The 12,804-nt window shown below is 73.5% G+C and carries 17 protein-coding genes; 8 read left to right on the top strand and 9 right to left on the bottom strand.

Annotated elements, in window-relative coordinates; all coding sequences use genetic code 11:
- Nucleotides 1-58 precede the first annotated feature (58 nt).
- The 5 genes from PUR71_RS36015 to PUR71_RS36035 all read left to right on the top strand — a co-directional run bounded on the left by PUR71_RS36015 (nt 59) and on the right by PUR71_RS36035 (nt 2,959).
- Nucleotides 59-892 carry a hypothetical protein gene (locus PUR71_RS36015; RefSeq protein ID WP_329931452.1) on the top strand — a complete coding sequence of 278 codons (834 nt, stop codon included), beginning with the start codon at nt 59-61 and terminating at the stop codon, nt 890-892.
- Between the two features lie 53 nt (nt 893-945).
- On the top strand, nt 946-1,740 hold the full coding sequence (locus PUR71_RS36020) for an isocitrate lyase/PEP mutase family protein (protein WP_329931453.1): 795 nt from the start codon (nt 946-948) through the stop codon (nt 1,738-1,740).
- An 81-nt stretch (nt 1,741-1,821) separates the two neighbouring features.
- Entirely contained in the window at nt 1,822-2,001 is a 180-nt protein-coding gene (locus tag PUR71_RS36025; protein WP_329931454.1) for a hypothetical protein, read from the top strand.
- A gap of 3 nt (nt 2,002-2,004) precedes the next feature.
- The gene (locus PUR71_RS36030) at nt 2,005-2,481 is read left to right on the top strand and encodes a universal stress protein (protein WP_329931455.1); all 477 of its coding nucleotides are present in this window, start codon (nt 2,005-2,007) and stop codon (nt 2,479-2,481) included.
- Nucleotides 2,482-2,563: 82 nt separating this feature from the next.
- On the top strand, nt 2,564-2,959 hold the full coding sequence (locus PUR71_RS36035; protein WP_329931456.1) for an Imm32 family immunity protein: 396 nt from the start codon (nt 2,564-2,566) through the stop codon (nt 2,957-2,959).
- A gap of 7 nt (nt 2,960-2,966) precedes the next feature.
- Here PUR71_RS36035 and PUR71_RS36040 read toward each other — a convergent pair whose 3' ends face one another.
- From PUR71_RS36040 to PUR71_RS36060, 5 genes are all read right to left on the bottom strand, one after another.
- Nucleotides 2,967-3,530, bottom strand: a complete 564-nt coding sequence (locus tag PUR71_RS36040) for a dihydrofolate reductase family protein (protein ID WP_329931457.1) — start codon at nt 3,528-3,530, stop codon at nt 2,967-2,969.
- A gap of 210 nt (nt 3,531-3,740) precedes the next feature.
- Nucleotides 3,741-4,553 carry a DUF4037 domain-containing protein gene (locus PUR71_RS36045; protein ID WP_329931458.1) on the bottom strand — a complete coding sequence of 271 codons (813 nt, stop codon included), beginning with the start codon at nt 4,551-4,553 and terminating at the stop codon, nt 3,741-3,743.
- A gap of 172 nt (nt 4,554-4,725) precedes the next feature.
- Complete coding sequence (locus PUR71_RS36050) at nt 4,726-4,959, bottom strand: helix-turn-helix domain-containing protein (RefSeq protein ID WP_329931459.1); 234 nt, start codon at nt 4,957-4,959, stop codon at nt 4,726-4,728.
- Entirely contained in the window at nt 4,959-5,510 is a 552-nt protein-coding gene (locus PUR71_RS36055; RefSeq protein ID WP_329931460.1) for a DUF2975 domain-containing protein, read from the bottom strand. Before PUR71_RS36055 ends, PUR71_RS36050 begins: the two co-directional genes overlap by 1 nt.
- Nucleotides 5,511-5,660: 150 nt before the next feature.
- Nucleotides 5,661-5,828: a hypothetical protein gene (locus PUR71_RS36060; RefSeq protein WP_329931461.1), complete on the bottom strand. Its 168-nt coding sequence runs from the start codon at nt 5,826-5,828 to the stop codon at nt 5,661-5,663.
- Between the two features lie 119 nt (nt 5,829-5,947).
- On the opposite strand from PUR71_RS36060, the gene PUR71_RS36065 reads away from it, so the two are divergent.
- Both PUR71_RS36065 and PUR71_RS36070 read left to right on the top strand, forming a co-directional pair.
- Entirely contained in the window at nt 5,948-6,349 is a 402-nt protein-coding gene (locus PUR71_RS36065) for a hypothetical protein (RefSeq protein WP_329931462.1), read from the top strand.
- A gap of 147 nt (nt 6,350-6,496) precedes the next feature.
- The gene (locus PUR71_RS36070) at nt 6,497-7,153 is read left to right on the top strand and encodes an iron-containing redox enzyme family protein (RefSeq protein ID WP_329931463.1); all 657 of its coding nucleotides are present in this window, start codon (nt 6,497-6,499) and stop codon (nt 7,151-7,153) included.
- Between the two features lie 24 nt (nt 7,154-7,177).
- Here the strand turns inward: PUR71_RS36070 and PUR71_RS36075 are convergent, their stop codons facing one another.
- On the bottom strand, nt 7,178-8,176 hold the full coding sequence (locus PUR71_RS36075; protein WP_329931464.1) for an aminotransferase class I/II-fold pyridoxal phosphate-dependent enzyme: 999 nt from the start codon (nt 8,174-8,176) through the stop codon (nt 7,178-7,180).
- On the bottom strand, nt 8,173-9,549 hold the full coding sequence (locus tag PUR71_RS36080; RefSeq protein WP_329931465.1) for a radical SAM protein: 1,377 nt from the start codon (nt 9,547-9,549) through the stop codon (nt 8,173-8,175). The genes PUR71_RS36075 and PUR71_RS36080 overlap by 4 nt, the downstream gene beginning before the upstream one ends.
- 74 nt (nt 9,550-9,623) lie before the next feature.
- Between PUR71_RS36080 and PUR71_RS36085 the strand changes: the two genes are divergently transcribed.
- Complete coding sequence (locus tag PUR71_RS36085; RefSeq protein ID WP_329931466.1) at nt 9,624-10,649, top strand: HD domain-containing protein; 1,026 nt, start codon at nt 9,624-9,626, stop codon at nt 10,647-10,649.
- A gap of 147 nt (nt 10,650-10,796) precedes the next feature.
- Here the strand turns inward: PUR71_RS36085 and PUR71_RS36090 are convergent, their stop codons facing one another.
- A complete protein-coding gene (locus tag PUR71_RS36090) occupies nt 10,797-11,357 on the bottom strand; it encodes a hypothetical protein (RefSeq protein WP_329931467.1) in 561 nt (186 codons plus the stop codon).
- A gap of 491 nt (nt 11,358-11,848) precedes the next feature.
- Nucleotides 11,849-12,718 (bottom strand): SDR family NAD(P)-dependent oxidoreductase, encoded by an 870-nt coding sequence (locus PUR71_RS36095; RefSeq protein WP_329931468.1) that lies wholly within the window; start codon nt 12,716-12,718, stop codon nt 11,849-11,851.
- Between the last annotated feature and the right edge of the window lie 86 nt (nt 12,719-12,804).

The following is a 12,804-nucleotide window of genomic DNA, read 5'->3' on the forward strand; positions in this document are numbered from 1 at the left end:
CGTCAACTCCCGGCACGGTTCGGCGGCCGCCGAACTCTCCCGCGCCTAGCGTGGACCCATGACGATCTCCGAACCGTCCGTCCACGGCGTCAGCTCGTACGACAATGCCCGCGCGGTGCTCGAACAGCCCCTGCTCGTCCCCGAACCGGCCGCCGACGCGGCGGACTCCCCCGTCGGTTCCCTGGCCTGGCTGCGCGCGACCGTCGCCCGGTTCACCGGCGACGCGCAGGTGCACGGGCGACGGCGGGCCCACGCCGAAGCCGGGCTGGCCGGCCTGGAGCCGGAGCAACTCCGGCGGGCCGCAGCCGGTTCGACACCGGGCGCCGACGACCGGCACGCGGTGGTCCGCACCCTGGCGCAGGCCCTCGGGCTGCCGGGGCCGGACGCGGTGGCCGAGGCGGTCGTCGCCGTGTCGGCCGGCTACTTCGGCGGCACGCTGACGCCCGTCGAGGCGAAGGCCGCCGACGAGGCCGTGGCCCTGCTGCTCGCCCACGTCGCGGATGAGGAGGACCTCGAGGCCGCCGCTCAGCTGGTCGGGCTGCTCGTGCAGGCCTGCGACGCGACGGCCCGTCTGGTCGAACACGCCCGCCGGGCCGGGCTCCCCGCCAGCGGCACGGAGGGCATCCTCGACGACGTGCTTCGGCACGACCCGCCGGTGCCGGCGCTGCGCCGCCGGGCGGTCACGGACGTCCGCGCAGGGGAGCTGCAAGTCCGTTCCGGTGACGCCGTGTTGATCGACGTGACCGCCACCCAGAAGGGCGCTGCGGACCTCCTGGTCTTCGGCGCCGGCCCGCACCGCTGCCCCGGCCGCGCCCACGCGCTGGCGCTCGCCGCCGGGTTGCTGGAACGGGACGGCCGGGCCGGGCACGTCGCCACGGCGCCGGGCTCCTGACCCGCGAGACTGGGGCCACCACCGCCCATCACCACACCTTCCTGGGAGCACCCATGACCAGCACCGCCGACGCCGCCGCCTTCCGCGAGCTGCACCACCGCCCCGGCGAGCCCCTGGTGCTGCCGAACGCCTGGGACCACGCCTCCGCCGCCGCCCTGGCCGCCGCCGGCTTCCCCGCCATCGCCACCACCAGCCTGGGCGTCTCCGCCGCGGCCGGACTGCCCGACGGCACCGGCGGCACGCGCGCCGCCATGCTCCGGCTCGCCCGCAGGTTCGGCCACGGCAGGTTCCTCTTCACCGTCGACATCGAGAACGGCTACGGCGACGACCCGGCCGAGGTCGCCGACCTCGCCGCCGAACTCGCGGACACCGGCGCCGTCGGCCTCAACCTGGAGGACGGCCGCGCCGACGGCGGCCTCACCGCGCCGCACGTGCACGCCGCGAAGATCGCCGCGATCAAGGCGGCCGCACCCCTGCTCTTCGTCAACGCCCGCACCGACACCCACTGGCAGCGCGAACCGGACCTGGCCGACACGCTGTCCCGCCTGGCTGCCTACCAGGACGCGGGCGCGGACGGCGTCTTCGTCCCCGGCCTGACCGACCCGGCGGCCATCGCCGAGGTGGTGGCCGCGATCCCGCTCCCGCTCAACCTCCTCGCCCCGACCGGCGGCCCGTCCCTCAAGACCCTCGCCGACCTCGGCGTCCGCCGCGTCAGCCTGGGCGGCCTGCTCTTCCGCATCGCCCTCGGCGCGGCCGTCGACGCCGCCGTCGCCCTGCGCACCGACGGCATCCTCCCGGCGGTGCCGAACGTGCCCAGCTACGCGGCGGTCCAGGCGCTCGCGGAGTGACCGTTCCGCCGGGCCGGCTCGCGCGGTGACTCGGGCCGACCGAACCTGCTTCGATGGGGCGGACATTCGTCCGTCCGGGACGTGAGAAGTGCGGGGTCGGCCCTGAGCACGTCGGTCTCGGAGCTGTTGCCCATCGGGCTGCTGCTGGTGGTGCCGGTCTGCGCCGTCGTGCGGTCGCACTCGGGCCTGCTGACCGGCCCTGCTTCCCTGATCGTGGCCGTGGTGGCACTGTGGGGGTCCCTCCGCACGATCGGAGCGTGACCCGTGACGACCGTAGTCTGGCTGACCGAGGGCACCTGGCCCGCCTGCGTCGACGCCGCGCGCGAACATTCCCCGCCCGGCGCCGACATCGTCCTGCTGTACGTGCGCGACCCGGAGGTCCGCGGGGCCGCCCAGGGCTCCCTCGTCGGCCTACTCGGCCGCGGCCATCCGCGGGAGGACCCCGTCCATCCCCCCGGCGAGGGCTGGGGCAGCGATCCCGGCAGCCGCCTGGAGCACCTCGCGGCCGCCTCCGGCGAACACCTCGTGCGTGCCGCCGCCGAACGCCTCGACCTGCCGTGCACCGCCCAGGTGCGCACCGGCCGCGTCGGGCGGGAGGTCGTGACCGCCGCCGGGTCCGCCGGCCTGCTGGTCCTCGCCCGCGACGGCGACCGTACCCGCCCCGGCCCGCGCAGCCTCGGCCCGGCCACCCGGTACGTGGTCGACCACGCCCCCTGCCCGGTCCTGCTGGTCTGGCCCTGACGGACGGTCGGTATCGTGCGCCGACCGTAGGAGGCCGTCGCCGGCCGCCCAACAGCCGCATGACGAAGGAGCAGCACCGCCCATGCAGATCGAATTCGATGCCTCGTACTCGATGGGAGACGTCTCCGGTTCCGCCGAGGACTTGAACCGGCTGGCCCGCCTGGTGGCCGGGGGAGAAGGGGCGATCGACCTCCTGTCCTCGGCCCCGGTGGCCGGCCGACGCCGCCTCGCGGGGGTCGAGGTGAGGGACACGCCCGGCCCCGGGGTGCTGGTCCACCTCGACGCGTCGCGCCGGGTCCTGATGATCAGTGGCGACGCCCCGGCGCGGGCGGTGCTGGCGGAGAACCTGCGGGAGACAGCCGGCCTCGACGACGGCGGCCACCTCCACATCGAGTACTTCCCCGACCACTACTACCTGGCGGAGGGCTCGCTGGCCCTGGTGGTCAACAGCCCGCACGGGGGCATGCCCCGGCGGTGAGGGTGGGTCACGCAGGGGCGTCGTGGGCGCGCCGGTAGCGCTCGTAGACCACGCGGGAGGCGAACGTCCTGGTGTCGATCAGGTCCAGCCGGATGTCCTCGGTGACGGGCGGCAGGAAGGGCGTGCCGCCGCCGACGACGACCGGGTGCCGGAACATGCGCAGCTCGTCGACCAGCCCGAGCCGGATCGCCTCCGCCGCCAGGCCGGCGCCACCGACCTCGACGTCCAGGTCGGTCGCGGCCAGTGCGGCGGCGGCCTCCTCGGCCAGCGACGCCCCGGCCAGCCGGGCGTTGCCCTCGACGCGGTCGAGCGTGCGGCTGAAGACGACCTTCGGGATCGCGCACCACACGTCGGCGAACTCGGCCCAGGCCTCGGTGTCCCGCATCGACGGGTCCGTCTCCCACGGCAGCATGGTCTCGTACAGCCGGCGCCCGCACAGGAACCCCCCGAGCTCCCGGATCTGCTCGATGTGGAACCGGAACTGCTCCTCGCTGGGGACCGACCAGCCGAACGCTCCCGCGCGGTCGGCGATGAAGCCGTCCACCGAGACGCCCATCGAGTAAATCAGCATGGCTCCGAGCCTATGCCGCCCGGCGGGTTCTCGCCGTCTCCCCCGCCAGCGCGCCCCGCACGCTGTGGTGGGAACTCTCCCGCACCTGCTGCCGGCCCGGCGCCTCGAAGCGCAGGCTCGTGCACGCCCCGCACTACTGCCGGAATCCGCGCCGGCCCATCATTCCGGCCGCAGTGCCGGTGCCAGGGTGGACAAAGGCATTCGGTGCCGTCACTCGGCCGAGCCTCTCAGCGAGGTGAGGGTCTCCTCGACCAGCACCCGTGCCCGGGTCACCGTTGCCGTCAGCGACTCGGCGGTCTCGCCCTGCGCCCCCAGCAGGCTGCGAACGCGCGGGCCGAAGCCGCTCGGCACCCCCGGCAGCACCTCGGCGACGGCGAGCGCGCCCTTCTCGTTGAGGCACCAGCGCCGGTCCATGGCGAACAACGCCTGGATCAGCACGCCGACCGCCCGGGACAGACAGAGCGAGACGTACAGGGCGTCTGCCCGCGCCGCGCCCTTCGCCGCGACACCGACCAGGAACTCCGCCTCCCAGGCTCCCGCCATCAACTGCTCCCGCAGCGGCTCCGGATACGTCGCGGTCAGCCGCCGGAGGTCCGCCAGCTCCCCGGTCGGGTCGGCCAGTACCCGCCCGAGTGCCACCTCACCCGGATAGCAGGGCGACCAGAATCCGAGCGGATGCCCTGCCTGCACACCCACCTCGTACCGGCCTTCGCGGCAGTCCGCCCACACCTGCTCGACCCGGTCCAGATCCCGCAGGATCCAGTCCACCGCGATGCCGTCGACCCGCAGCCATGCGCCGCCGTTCACCCAGGGGCCCCAGCCGCCCGGTCCGGCCACCTCCACGTCCGGCCCGGCCAGGGCGCGCAACGCGGCGAGATCGAGGCCGCCACGGTAGTAGACGCCGAGGTCCCAGTCGGATTCCGGCCGGTGCTCTCCACGCGCCCGACTGCCCCCGAGCAGTACCCCGACCACGCCCGGCACCTTCACCAAGCGGTCAGCCATGTCCTCGACGATCTGCCCCATGGGGGGAGTCTGGCAGTCTCCGACATGGCGGGCCAGCCGTTTCCGCGCACTCTCGAAGCCTCCGCCGACTCGAAGTCGCCCACCACAGGGCCGGCATGGCGGCCCCTCGGATCACCGGCGCGAGTCGTGGGCGGCACTCTGCGGAGTGGATCGCCTCTCGGAGCGGTGGGCTTCAGGCAGGACCGGCGGGGTCGTGGGTGATCAGGTCTCCCGGCTGGCACCGCAGGACCTCGCAGATCCTCGACAGGGTCGAGAAGCGGATGGCCTTGGCCCGCCCGTTCTTCAGTACGGACAGGTTGACGACGGTGATACCCACCTGCGCGGACAGTTCGGTAAGCGTCATGCCGCGCTCGGCGAGAAGGCGGTCGAGGTGGACCCGGATCGCGTGAGGCTCCTCTTCGGACATCAGATGGTCCCTTCGAGATCCTCTCGCATGCGCACGCCCTCGCGCATGATCTTCCCCATGATCACTGCGGCGAGGCCTGCGAGGACGAGCACCAGCGGCCCGGAGACCGTCGGCCCGGAACCCACGATCGGCGCCATGCTCCCGACGAGCCAGGACTGCGACCAGCCGACGATGAGACCGACCAGCGGCGTGCCCACGCTGACGCACCAGCCCAGAACGGACAGCCGGCGCGCCACGACCTCCGTGAACGGCCCCTGCCGCAAGACTGCCTTGAGCAGTCGGGAGAAGAGCAGCAGCGCCAACGCACCGAACAGCAGCCAAGGCAGTTCACCCCCGAGGTCGGCCGCGCGCTGCCCCACCGAGGGACCGTCCTGGCAGAGGCGCGTGGTACTGCTGGACGCCTTCACGCCCACGCCCACCGGCAGTGGGTCCGCCAGCGAGGCGTTGCGCCAGAAGTCCGTCTGCACGCAGACCGCTCCGTCGTCGAGCATGTGCGTGATCCCCGTGCCGATGAAGGCGCCCCCGCAGAGAAGCGCCAGCAGAAAGGTCACCGAGGCCAGAGTCCTCGTGAGCCGCGTGTTCATTACACCCCCACCTATCGACTTTCGATATGCCCAAAGGTAGCGGAGCATATCGATATTCGACAAGTCACGATCGCTGACGGCTCGTCGATCCACCACCCGGAGCCGCGTACGCAGCCCTCAGTCGGCGCCGAGTATGATCACAACATCCGTCCTGTACTGGGCTCCTGACGCTCCGTCGGTCACCTCGGCCGCCACCCGGGCGTCGCGATCGGGTGCCCGGTCGGGCGGGGCGAGCACGCCGGGCATCGCGATGCTCGGCATGACGAGCCGGTAGAGCCCGGACACCCCGCGCTCCGAGTCCCTCGCCCATTCCGGGACGGCGGGCGGCACCTGATCCGCCCGCGCGACCACGACGGAACCGCCGCAGCCCGTTTCGGCGTTGGTGAGGACGGGAGGGAATCGACATGACAAGGAAGCCGTACCGGCTCACGATCGCCGCGGTCGCGTTGCTCGCCGCCGCCCCGCTGTTCACCGCCTGCAAGAACGCCGACGAGGCGCTCGACTGCGGGAAACGGGCCATCAGCGTCACCGGCGACGTCCAGGACCTGGCGGACTCGGCGATCAACGTCGGGCAGATCACCGACGACAGCAAGCGGCAGCACACGCTCGACGCCCTGAAGAAGATCAGGGACGACGTCAAGAAGGTCCGCGAGAGCGGCGGCAACGGCAAGCTCGACAAGGCCACCGACAAACTGTCCAAGACCGTCGACGACGCCCAGAAGGCCGTGAACGACGGCAAGCAGCCGGACGTCGGCGCCATCGTGAGCGCCGCCGCCGACGTCACCACCGCCTGCGGATCGTCCTGACGACCCGCGCCGGCCGGTAAGCCGGGTGCGGCGGCCCCCGCCGCCCGCCCGGCCTGTCGCCGCACGCCGCCCCCGGCAAGGCGGTAGGAAGGGACACCGGGGTCGCACCGCCCAGCGCCCCACCAGCTCCCGTCCAGGAGGCACCCGGTGACCCACCCGATCCTCGCCCAGATCCAGCGGTTGCGCGCCGACCTGGCGCCCGGCGACACCGCCCCCGCCCTCGTCACGGCGCTCGCGGACGGCCGGGCCCCGCTCACCGTCCTCGCCCGACTCGCCGCCCAGCAGCACCGGATCATCGCCTCCGACCGGCGCAGCCTGCTCCTCCTCGCCACGCGCTGCGCCGACCGCCCCGTGGGCGCCTGGTTCGCCGCCCTGGCCGACGGCGAGAGCGCGGCGCTCCGCACCCTCCCCGCCCTCGCGTCGGCCTGCGGCCTCGACCCCGACGGGCTCGCGCACCACCCGCCCCTCGCCGGCTGTCAGGCCTACCCCGCGTACCTCGCCTGGCTCGCCCTCAACGCACAGCCGCCCGCGGCAGCGGTCGCCCTCGTCGCGAACTTCGCCGCCTGGGGCACCTATTGCGCCTCGATCGCCGAGGCGCTGCGCCGCCACTACGGCTTCCCGGACGAGGCCTGCGCGTTCTTCGACTTCTTCGCCCAGCCCGCGACCGCCCTCGAAGAGCAGGCCGCCGAATCCCTCGGCCCGCACCCCCTCGACGACCACACCCTCGCCGCGGCCCGCGAACACGCGCTCCTGCTCCAGGCCTACGAGCACCTCTTCTGGGACTCCCTGGCCACGCCCTCCTGAGGCCCGCGAGGAGTTCGGCCCTGCCTACGCCGGGCCGAAGGCAAGGCTGGTCAGGACCGAGCCGGACCAGTCCCCCTCCCCGAACACGCCGGCCGGCAGGGCGAGCACGCCGTACTCGAGCCGGAGCGTCTCCGCCGGGATCTCGACGGGGAAGAAGTAGTTGCCGGGAGACGTCCGGCTCGCCGCCGGAACCGCCCCGAGCACCTCGGCCGGCAGCTGCTCGAACAACCGCCCGGCCCGTACGGCCAGTTCGTCGGCGACCTGCCGGGGCACGTCTTCGCCATCGGCCAGCAGCCGTTCGGCGAGGCTCAGTTGCTCCGGTGTCGGCGGGTCCGCCCGGAACGCCTCGGCCAGGTGGGGCTGCTCCGGACCCAGCAGGACCACGCCGAACGTACGCGGCCACAACCAGCCCTTGGTCACCGAATGCAGCAGGACCGCACGACCGGTCTCCAGCAGTCGCTGCGTGCCGGCCGCGAACGGGGCTCCCAGGTCGTAGACGGCGTCGATCAGCAAGCGGCGGTGCGGGGACTCCCGCAGCCACGAGACGACCGCGGCGCACTCCTCGTCCGTCAGGTGGCGGCCGAGCGGCTTGCTGGGGTTCGCGAGCAGCAGGTACTCGGGCCGGTCGTCCGCCGGGGGTGACGTCGGCAGGACCGGCTCAGGAAGCGTCGGATAGGAGCCGGGCTCCAGACCCGCGGCGCGCGCCAGCTCGAAGTACACCGGGTACACGTCGCCGGGCAGCCACAACCGCGCCCGCTCGACGCGCAGCCGCGCGAACACCACCCCGAGGCCGTGCCGGACCCCTCGGGAGACCATGGCCCGGCGGGACCACTCCTGCGGCAGCCCGTACCGCCGCAACCAGGCGCGGGCGAGATCGCACCGGTACACCGTGTGCGGCTCGGCCGGCGGTTCCGGTCGCAGCGCCGCGAGCGCCCGGTACACATTGGTCTCGGCCGCGTCCAGCAGCGCGGGGTCGGCGCCGAGTCGCCGCTGCCGGAACTCCTGGAACTCGTCGAACCTCATGCGGGTGCTCCCTCCGACACGATCTCGCTCGCCCGATCCTCCAGCGAGGCGTAGCAGCGTCCGTCCGCCAGGACGTTCCAGCTGCGCGCGGTCCCGCTGGTGCGTTCCCAGAGCAGGCTGGGCTCGGTGTAGGCGGCGATCCGCATCGGCCGGCCCTCCCAGGCGCCGTCGTACACCGGCGCGCCCCAGGGCAGCCGGCTCGACAGCGCGAAGCCGTGCTGCTCGGCGAACCGGGTGACCACGGACAGCGAGACCTGGTGCTGCCGGCTCCAGACGTTGGCGGCGCGGTCGAAGTAGAGGGACTCGGTGCTGGTGGAGACGTACAGTTCCTTGAAGCAGACCTCCTCGACGCCGAGGGCCGCCGCCCACGAGAGGTAGTCGGCGACACCGCTCGCGTCGGCCACACCGCCGTGCTGCAACACGCAGATCAGCCGCATCCGCAACCCCGGCCAGCGGTCGCGCTCGGCGCGCCAGCTCTCGACCACGGAGCCCACCGGCGTGCGCAGCGACATCAGCCGCTCGCTGACGGCGTCGTCCTGGTGGTGCCGGGAGACCGCCAACACGCTCAGACCCGCGGAGCTCAGGGCCGCCAGCCGCTCGACCCGATCGGCGTGCTCACCCTGCGACAGGTTGTGCGCGTTGGTGATCAGGACGACCTTCGGGAAGGCTTCCGAGCAGGCGGACACCAGCCGCAGCTGCTGGTCGAACGGCAGCACCGTGGGCTCCCCGCCCCCGGTGATCACCGCGCGCTCGGCACCCGCCGCACGGGCACGCTCCAGCCAGGAGGTGACGGCGTCCCACGGGACCCGGGCCGGCGCCTGGTCGCTGGAGATCGAGGCCGCCGAGAAGCAGAACGAGCACCGGGCCTGGCAGGCGGAGGCGACCGGCAGGACCGAGACCGAGCGCGGCCGCAGGTCGGCGTAGGGTCTCCGGGCCGCCTCCTGGAGGTGCAGGGAGGCCGCCATCGCGTCCTCGACGGTCGTCGGACGGAGGGTGAACTCGTCGCCCGCGTGGTCGACCTCGTAGTCCGCCTCGCAGTCGACCTCGCAGTCGACCTCGTGGACGGCCGACAGCCGGATGCTCGCCTCGCGCAGCTCCATGCCGAGGCCGGTCCTCGTGTTGGGCACCAGCACGTCGGGGTCCACCGCGGTCTCCAGCACCAGCAGTCGGTCCCCCGGAACGGCCAGCCGCTCCAGCAGGCGCCGCGCCTTGCCGACGCCGATGCCCAGCTCCGCCCGGGTCAGCAGGTGGAACCGGTCCGGGTAGGTGCTCTCCGGGATCCCCGCCTTGCCGTAGGCGAACGCGTACTTGTCGAAACCCCTCGCGAAGTTCGACAGCACGATGACGTGAAAGCGCTGGTCACTGGATATCATCCGATCACGCTACCCCGACCCCGCAACGGTTTATGGAGTGGCGCGGGCGGGCGATCGGTTCCTAGAGTTGCCCGATGCCTGCTCACATGGACCAGACCGCACCGGCCGCGCCGACCAATGTCGTGGGGGCGGCTCCGGTGTTCACCGATCCGCTCTGGCGGGTCGAGGTCGAACTGTCCCCCTTGGAAGTCGGGTTGCTGCGGACCGAGCCGGTGCGGCGGCTGCATTTCGTGGTGCACGGCGGGGCCTCGGCGATCAGTACGCTGCAGTCGTACTCGCGGCTGGAGCACACCCTCGGGGTGCTCGCGCTGGTCGTGCGGTTCCGGCCCCGGGACGAGCTCCTGCGGATCGCGGCGCTGTTGCACGACGTCGGGCACCTGCCGTTGAGCCACACCTTCGAAGGGCTCGGCGGGCTCGACCACCATGCGATCGGGTCGGGGTCGGTGCTGACCGAGCCGCTCCGGGGTCTGCTGGAGGAGCACGGGGTCGATGCGGGGGCCGTCGTCGCCCTGCTCGACGGGGAGCCGCGCTCGCCGCTCACCGGGCGCTCCGGGCTGCTGAACCTCGACCACCTCGACTCCTACGTCCGCAGCGGGCGTGCCGCCGGGCGGCTCGACGTCGATCCGGCCGCGCTGCTGGGGCGGCTCGGGCTGGTGGACTCGGCGGTGTCGGCGGACCGCGAGGACGCCGGCACGCTCGTCGGGCTGGTCGCCGCCGAGGCGCGGCTCCACACCTCGTGGGACAACGTGGGGCCGGTCTCGGTGGTCCGGCGACTGGCGGGCCGGCTGCTCGACGACACGGGACTCGCCCCGGCCCGGCTCGCCCGGATGACGGATCACGAGTTCTGGTCCGCGCTCGACGCCTGCGCCGCCACCCGGGAGGAGAGCCGCAGGATCCGGTACGAACCGCACCGGTTGGAGGTCACGGCCGGGCACGCCGCCGGGGACGACCGCACCGGGTGGGACTTCTCGCTGCGCAAGATCTACAGCTCCGCTCCGCTGGTGGACGGCGAGCGGATCGAGGCCGCCGCGCCCGCGCTCGCGGAGGAGCTGGACGCCCTGCGCTTGCTGCCCACCGATTTCCACGTCCGATGGCGCTGAGCCTCAGGGAAGGGCGACGACCTCGACCTCGGAGCCGTCGGCGTTCTCCGGATGGGCCGCGCACGTGCGCGTTTCCGTGGCCGGCGCCGAGCGCTGCGCAGGGAGTCGGCCGGGCCGACTTCCTGCGCAGCGGTCATGCTCCATCTCTCACGCCTGCCAGTGCGGCTTGCCGCTCACCATTCGGCAGGTGATCATCCGGCCGTTGGCGTCGTGGGTGCTCAGGCCGAGGTCGGCGGTCCGGCAGAACTGGCCGGCCTCGTAGCAGTTGCCCGCGTTGGAGCGGATCTCGCAGCCGCTGCCGGCGGCGGCCGCGGGCTGCTGGGGCTGGGGGTCGGTCGGCGGCTGGGCCGTCGTCACCTTGGGCTGCGGTTGCGGTTGGGGCGCCTTGGTCGTCGGCGGCTTGCTCGCGGAGGCGGGCGTCGCGGGGGCCGAGGCGTGTGTGGTGGGCGGGGCCGGCGGCTGCGCGGCGGCCGTCGTCGGTTCGGCCACGGGCGGTGCGGGAGCGGCGGGCGTGGTGGTCGGCGTGGGGGTCGCCGCAGCCGGTGCCGCGGCGGTGGCCGTCGGGGCCGAGTCCTTGGCGCCGGCGTCCGCCGCCGAGGGGTCGCAACCCGTCAGCGCCAGACCGAGGGTGAGGACGAATCCGGCGAAGGCCGCCGGACCCGCGCCCCGGCGAACGCCGCTGCGGCCCACGTGTATCCGTGAAGGCATGAGGGGAGAACGCTCCGTTCCGATTCGGATGAGGTGGGAGAGGTGAGCGAGTCAAGCAGAACTCCTCCACCGTCCATGCACGGATCTCACACTCGTTGGCGGATCGAGACCTACCGACTACCGGGCGTTGATCGCCCCGACGTCCCGTCAGCCGCGCGCCCCGGAGCGCCTCGCATGCGGCGCGCGCCCCTTCACGCGCCCGCGCCCCCCGCGCGTCCGCCAACGGCGCCAAGGACGACGGCCCGACCCGCACCGACGTGTGCGCCGAACCCGGCGACTCCGACGGCTCGTTCATCCCGGGCGACCAGGCGCAGGACGTCACCTCCGGCAGCTCCGGCGACTGCACCTCCGGCGGCACCACGTACTTCCGGCCGTCAACCCACTCCTGCGGAACTACGGCCTGGCCCTGGCCACCGGCTGACCGCCCGCCGACGCGGCCGTCCTCCCCTCGCGCTCGCGAGGGGAGGACGGCGGCACCGGTTGCGCCGGGATCAGCCCGCGACCCAGCCGCCCGTCATCGTCTGCACCGCCGAGCCGTCGAGGTCCGCCAGCTTGGTGCCGGCGAACGCCCGCGCCGCCGCGGAGGTCTGGATCCGGAACGCCGGCCGCTCGGCCGTCAGCGCCTCGACGAGGGGCACGGCGGCCTCCTCCGGCGTCTGCGCCTGCCCGAAGGCCTTGAGCGTGCGGTCGACGTACGCGCCGAGGGCCGGGGCGTACGGGCCGGCCGCGTCGAGCAGCGCGGGCACGTCGATCTCCTGGTTGCCGATGAACTCGCTGGCCACCGCGCCCGGTTCGACGACGCTGACGTGCACGCCGACGGACGCGGCGGCCGGGGCCAGCGACTCCATGAAGCCCTCGACGGCGAACTTCGAGGCGCAGTAGGCCTCGTTGAACGGCTGGCCGACGACACCGCCCACGCTGGTCACGGTGACGACCCGCCCGCCGCTGGCCCGCAGGTGCGGCATGGCGGCCCGGGTGACCTCGACGACGCCGAAGTAGTTCACCTCCATCGTGAACCGGACCGGCTCCATCCCGTCCTGCTCGATCGTGCCGACCCGCCCGGCGCCCGCGTTGTTGACGACGGCGTCGAGCCGGCCGTGGCGGGCGACGACGGCGTCCAGGCAGGCCGCGACGGACGCCGGGTCGGTGACGTCCAGCCGCTCGACCTCGACGCTCCCGGCGACGCCCGCCTCCTCCGCCGCGGCGCGCAGGGCCCCGGCGCGGCCGGTGTCGCGCATGGTGGCGACCACGTGGAACCCGGCCCGGGCGGCGGCCACGGCAGCGGCGAGACCGATGCCGGACGAGGTGCCGGTGATGAGGACGATCGGGGCGGTGACGGTGTTCATCGATACCTCTTGCATCTGCTGGTGCTCCGACGGGGACGGGCTCCACGACTGTGTGCGTGTGCACGCACCCTATCGTTGTGTGTGCGCACACGCAAATGCGG

This window comes from Streptomyces sp. SP17BM10, from assembly GCF_036322405.1.
In the GTDB taxonomy this organism is placed as follows: domain Bacteria; phylum Actinomycetota; class Actinomycetes; order Streptomycetales; family Streptomycetaceae; genus Kitasatospora.

Bases quoted from the DNA above. Each gene is read 5' to 3' on its own strand.
- PUR71_RS36040 (WP_329931457.1), bottom strand. From the start codon at position 3,530: ATGCTGATTTACTCGATGGGCGTCTCGGTGGACGGCTTCATCGCCGAC.
- PUR71_RS36095 (WP_329931468.1), bottom strand. From the start codon at position 12,718: ATGCAAGAGGTATCGATGAACACCGTCACCGCCCCGATCGTCCTCATC.
- PUR71_RS36035 (WP_329931456.1), top strand. From the start codon at position 2,564: ATGCAGATCGAATTCGATGCCTCGTACTCGATGGGAGACGTCTCCGGT.
- PUR71_RS36050 (WP_329931459.1), bottom strand. From the start codon at position 4,959: ATGTCCGAAGAGGAGCCTCACGCGATCCGGGTCCACCTCGACCGCCTT.
- PUR71_RS36020 (WP_329931453.1), top strand. From the start codon at position 946: ATGACCAGCACCGCCGACGCCGCCGCCTTCCGCGAGCTGCACCACCGC.
- PUR71_RS36015 (WP_329931452.1), top strand. From the start codon at position 59: ATGACGATCTCCGAACCGTCCGTCCACGGCGTCAGCTCGTACGACAAT.
- PUR71_RS36080 (WP_329931465.1), bottom strand. From the start codon at position 9,549: ATGATATCCAGTGACCAGCGCTTTCACGTCATCGTGCTGTCGAACTTC.
- PUR71_RS36075 (WP_329931464.1), bottom strand. From the start codon at position 8,176: ATGAGGTTCGACGAGTTCCAGGAGTTCCGGCAGCGGCGACTCGGCGCC.
- PUR71_RS36045 (WP_329931458.1), bottom strand. From the start codon at position 4,553: ATGGGGCAGATCGTCGAGGACATGGCTGACCGCTTGGTGAAGGTGCCG.
- PUR71_RS36090 (WP_329931467.1), bottom strand. From the start codon at position 11,357: ATGCCTTCACGGATACACGTGGGCCGCAGCGGCGTTCGCCGGGGCGCG.
- PUR71_RS36065 (WP_329931462.1), top strand. From the start codon at position 5,948: ATGACAAGGAAGCCGTACCGGCTCACGATCGCCGCGGTCGCGTTGCTC.
- PUR71_RS36085 (WP_329931466.1), top strand. From the start codon at position 9,624: ATGCCTGCTCACATGGACCAGACCGCACCGGCCGCGCCGACCAATGTC.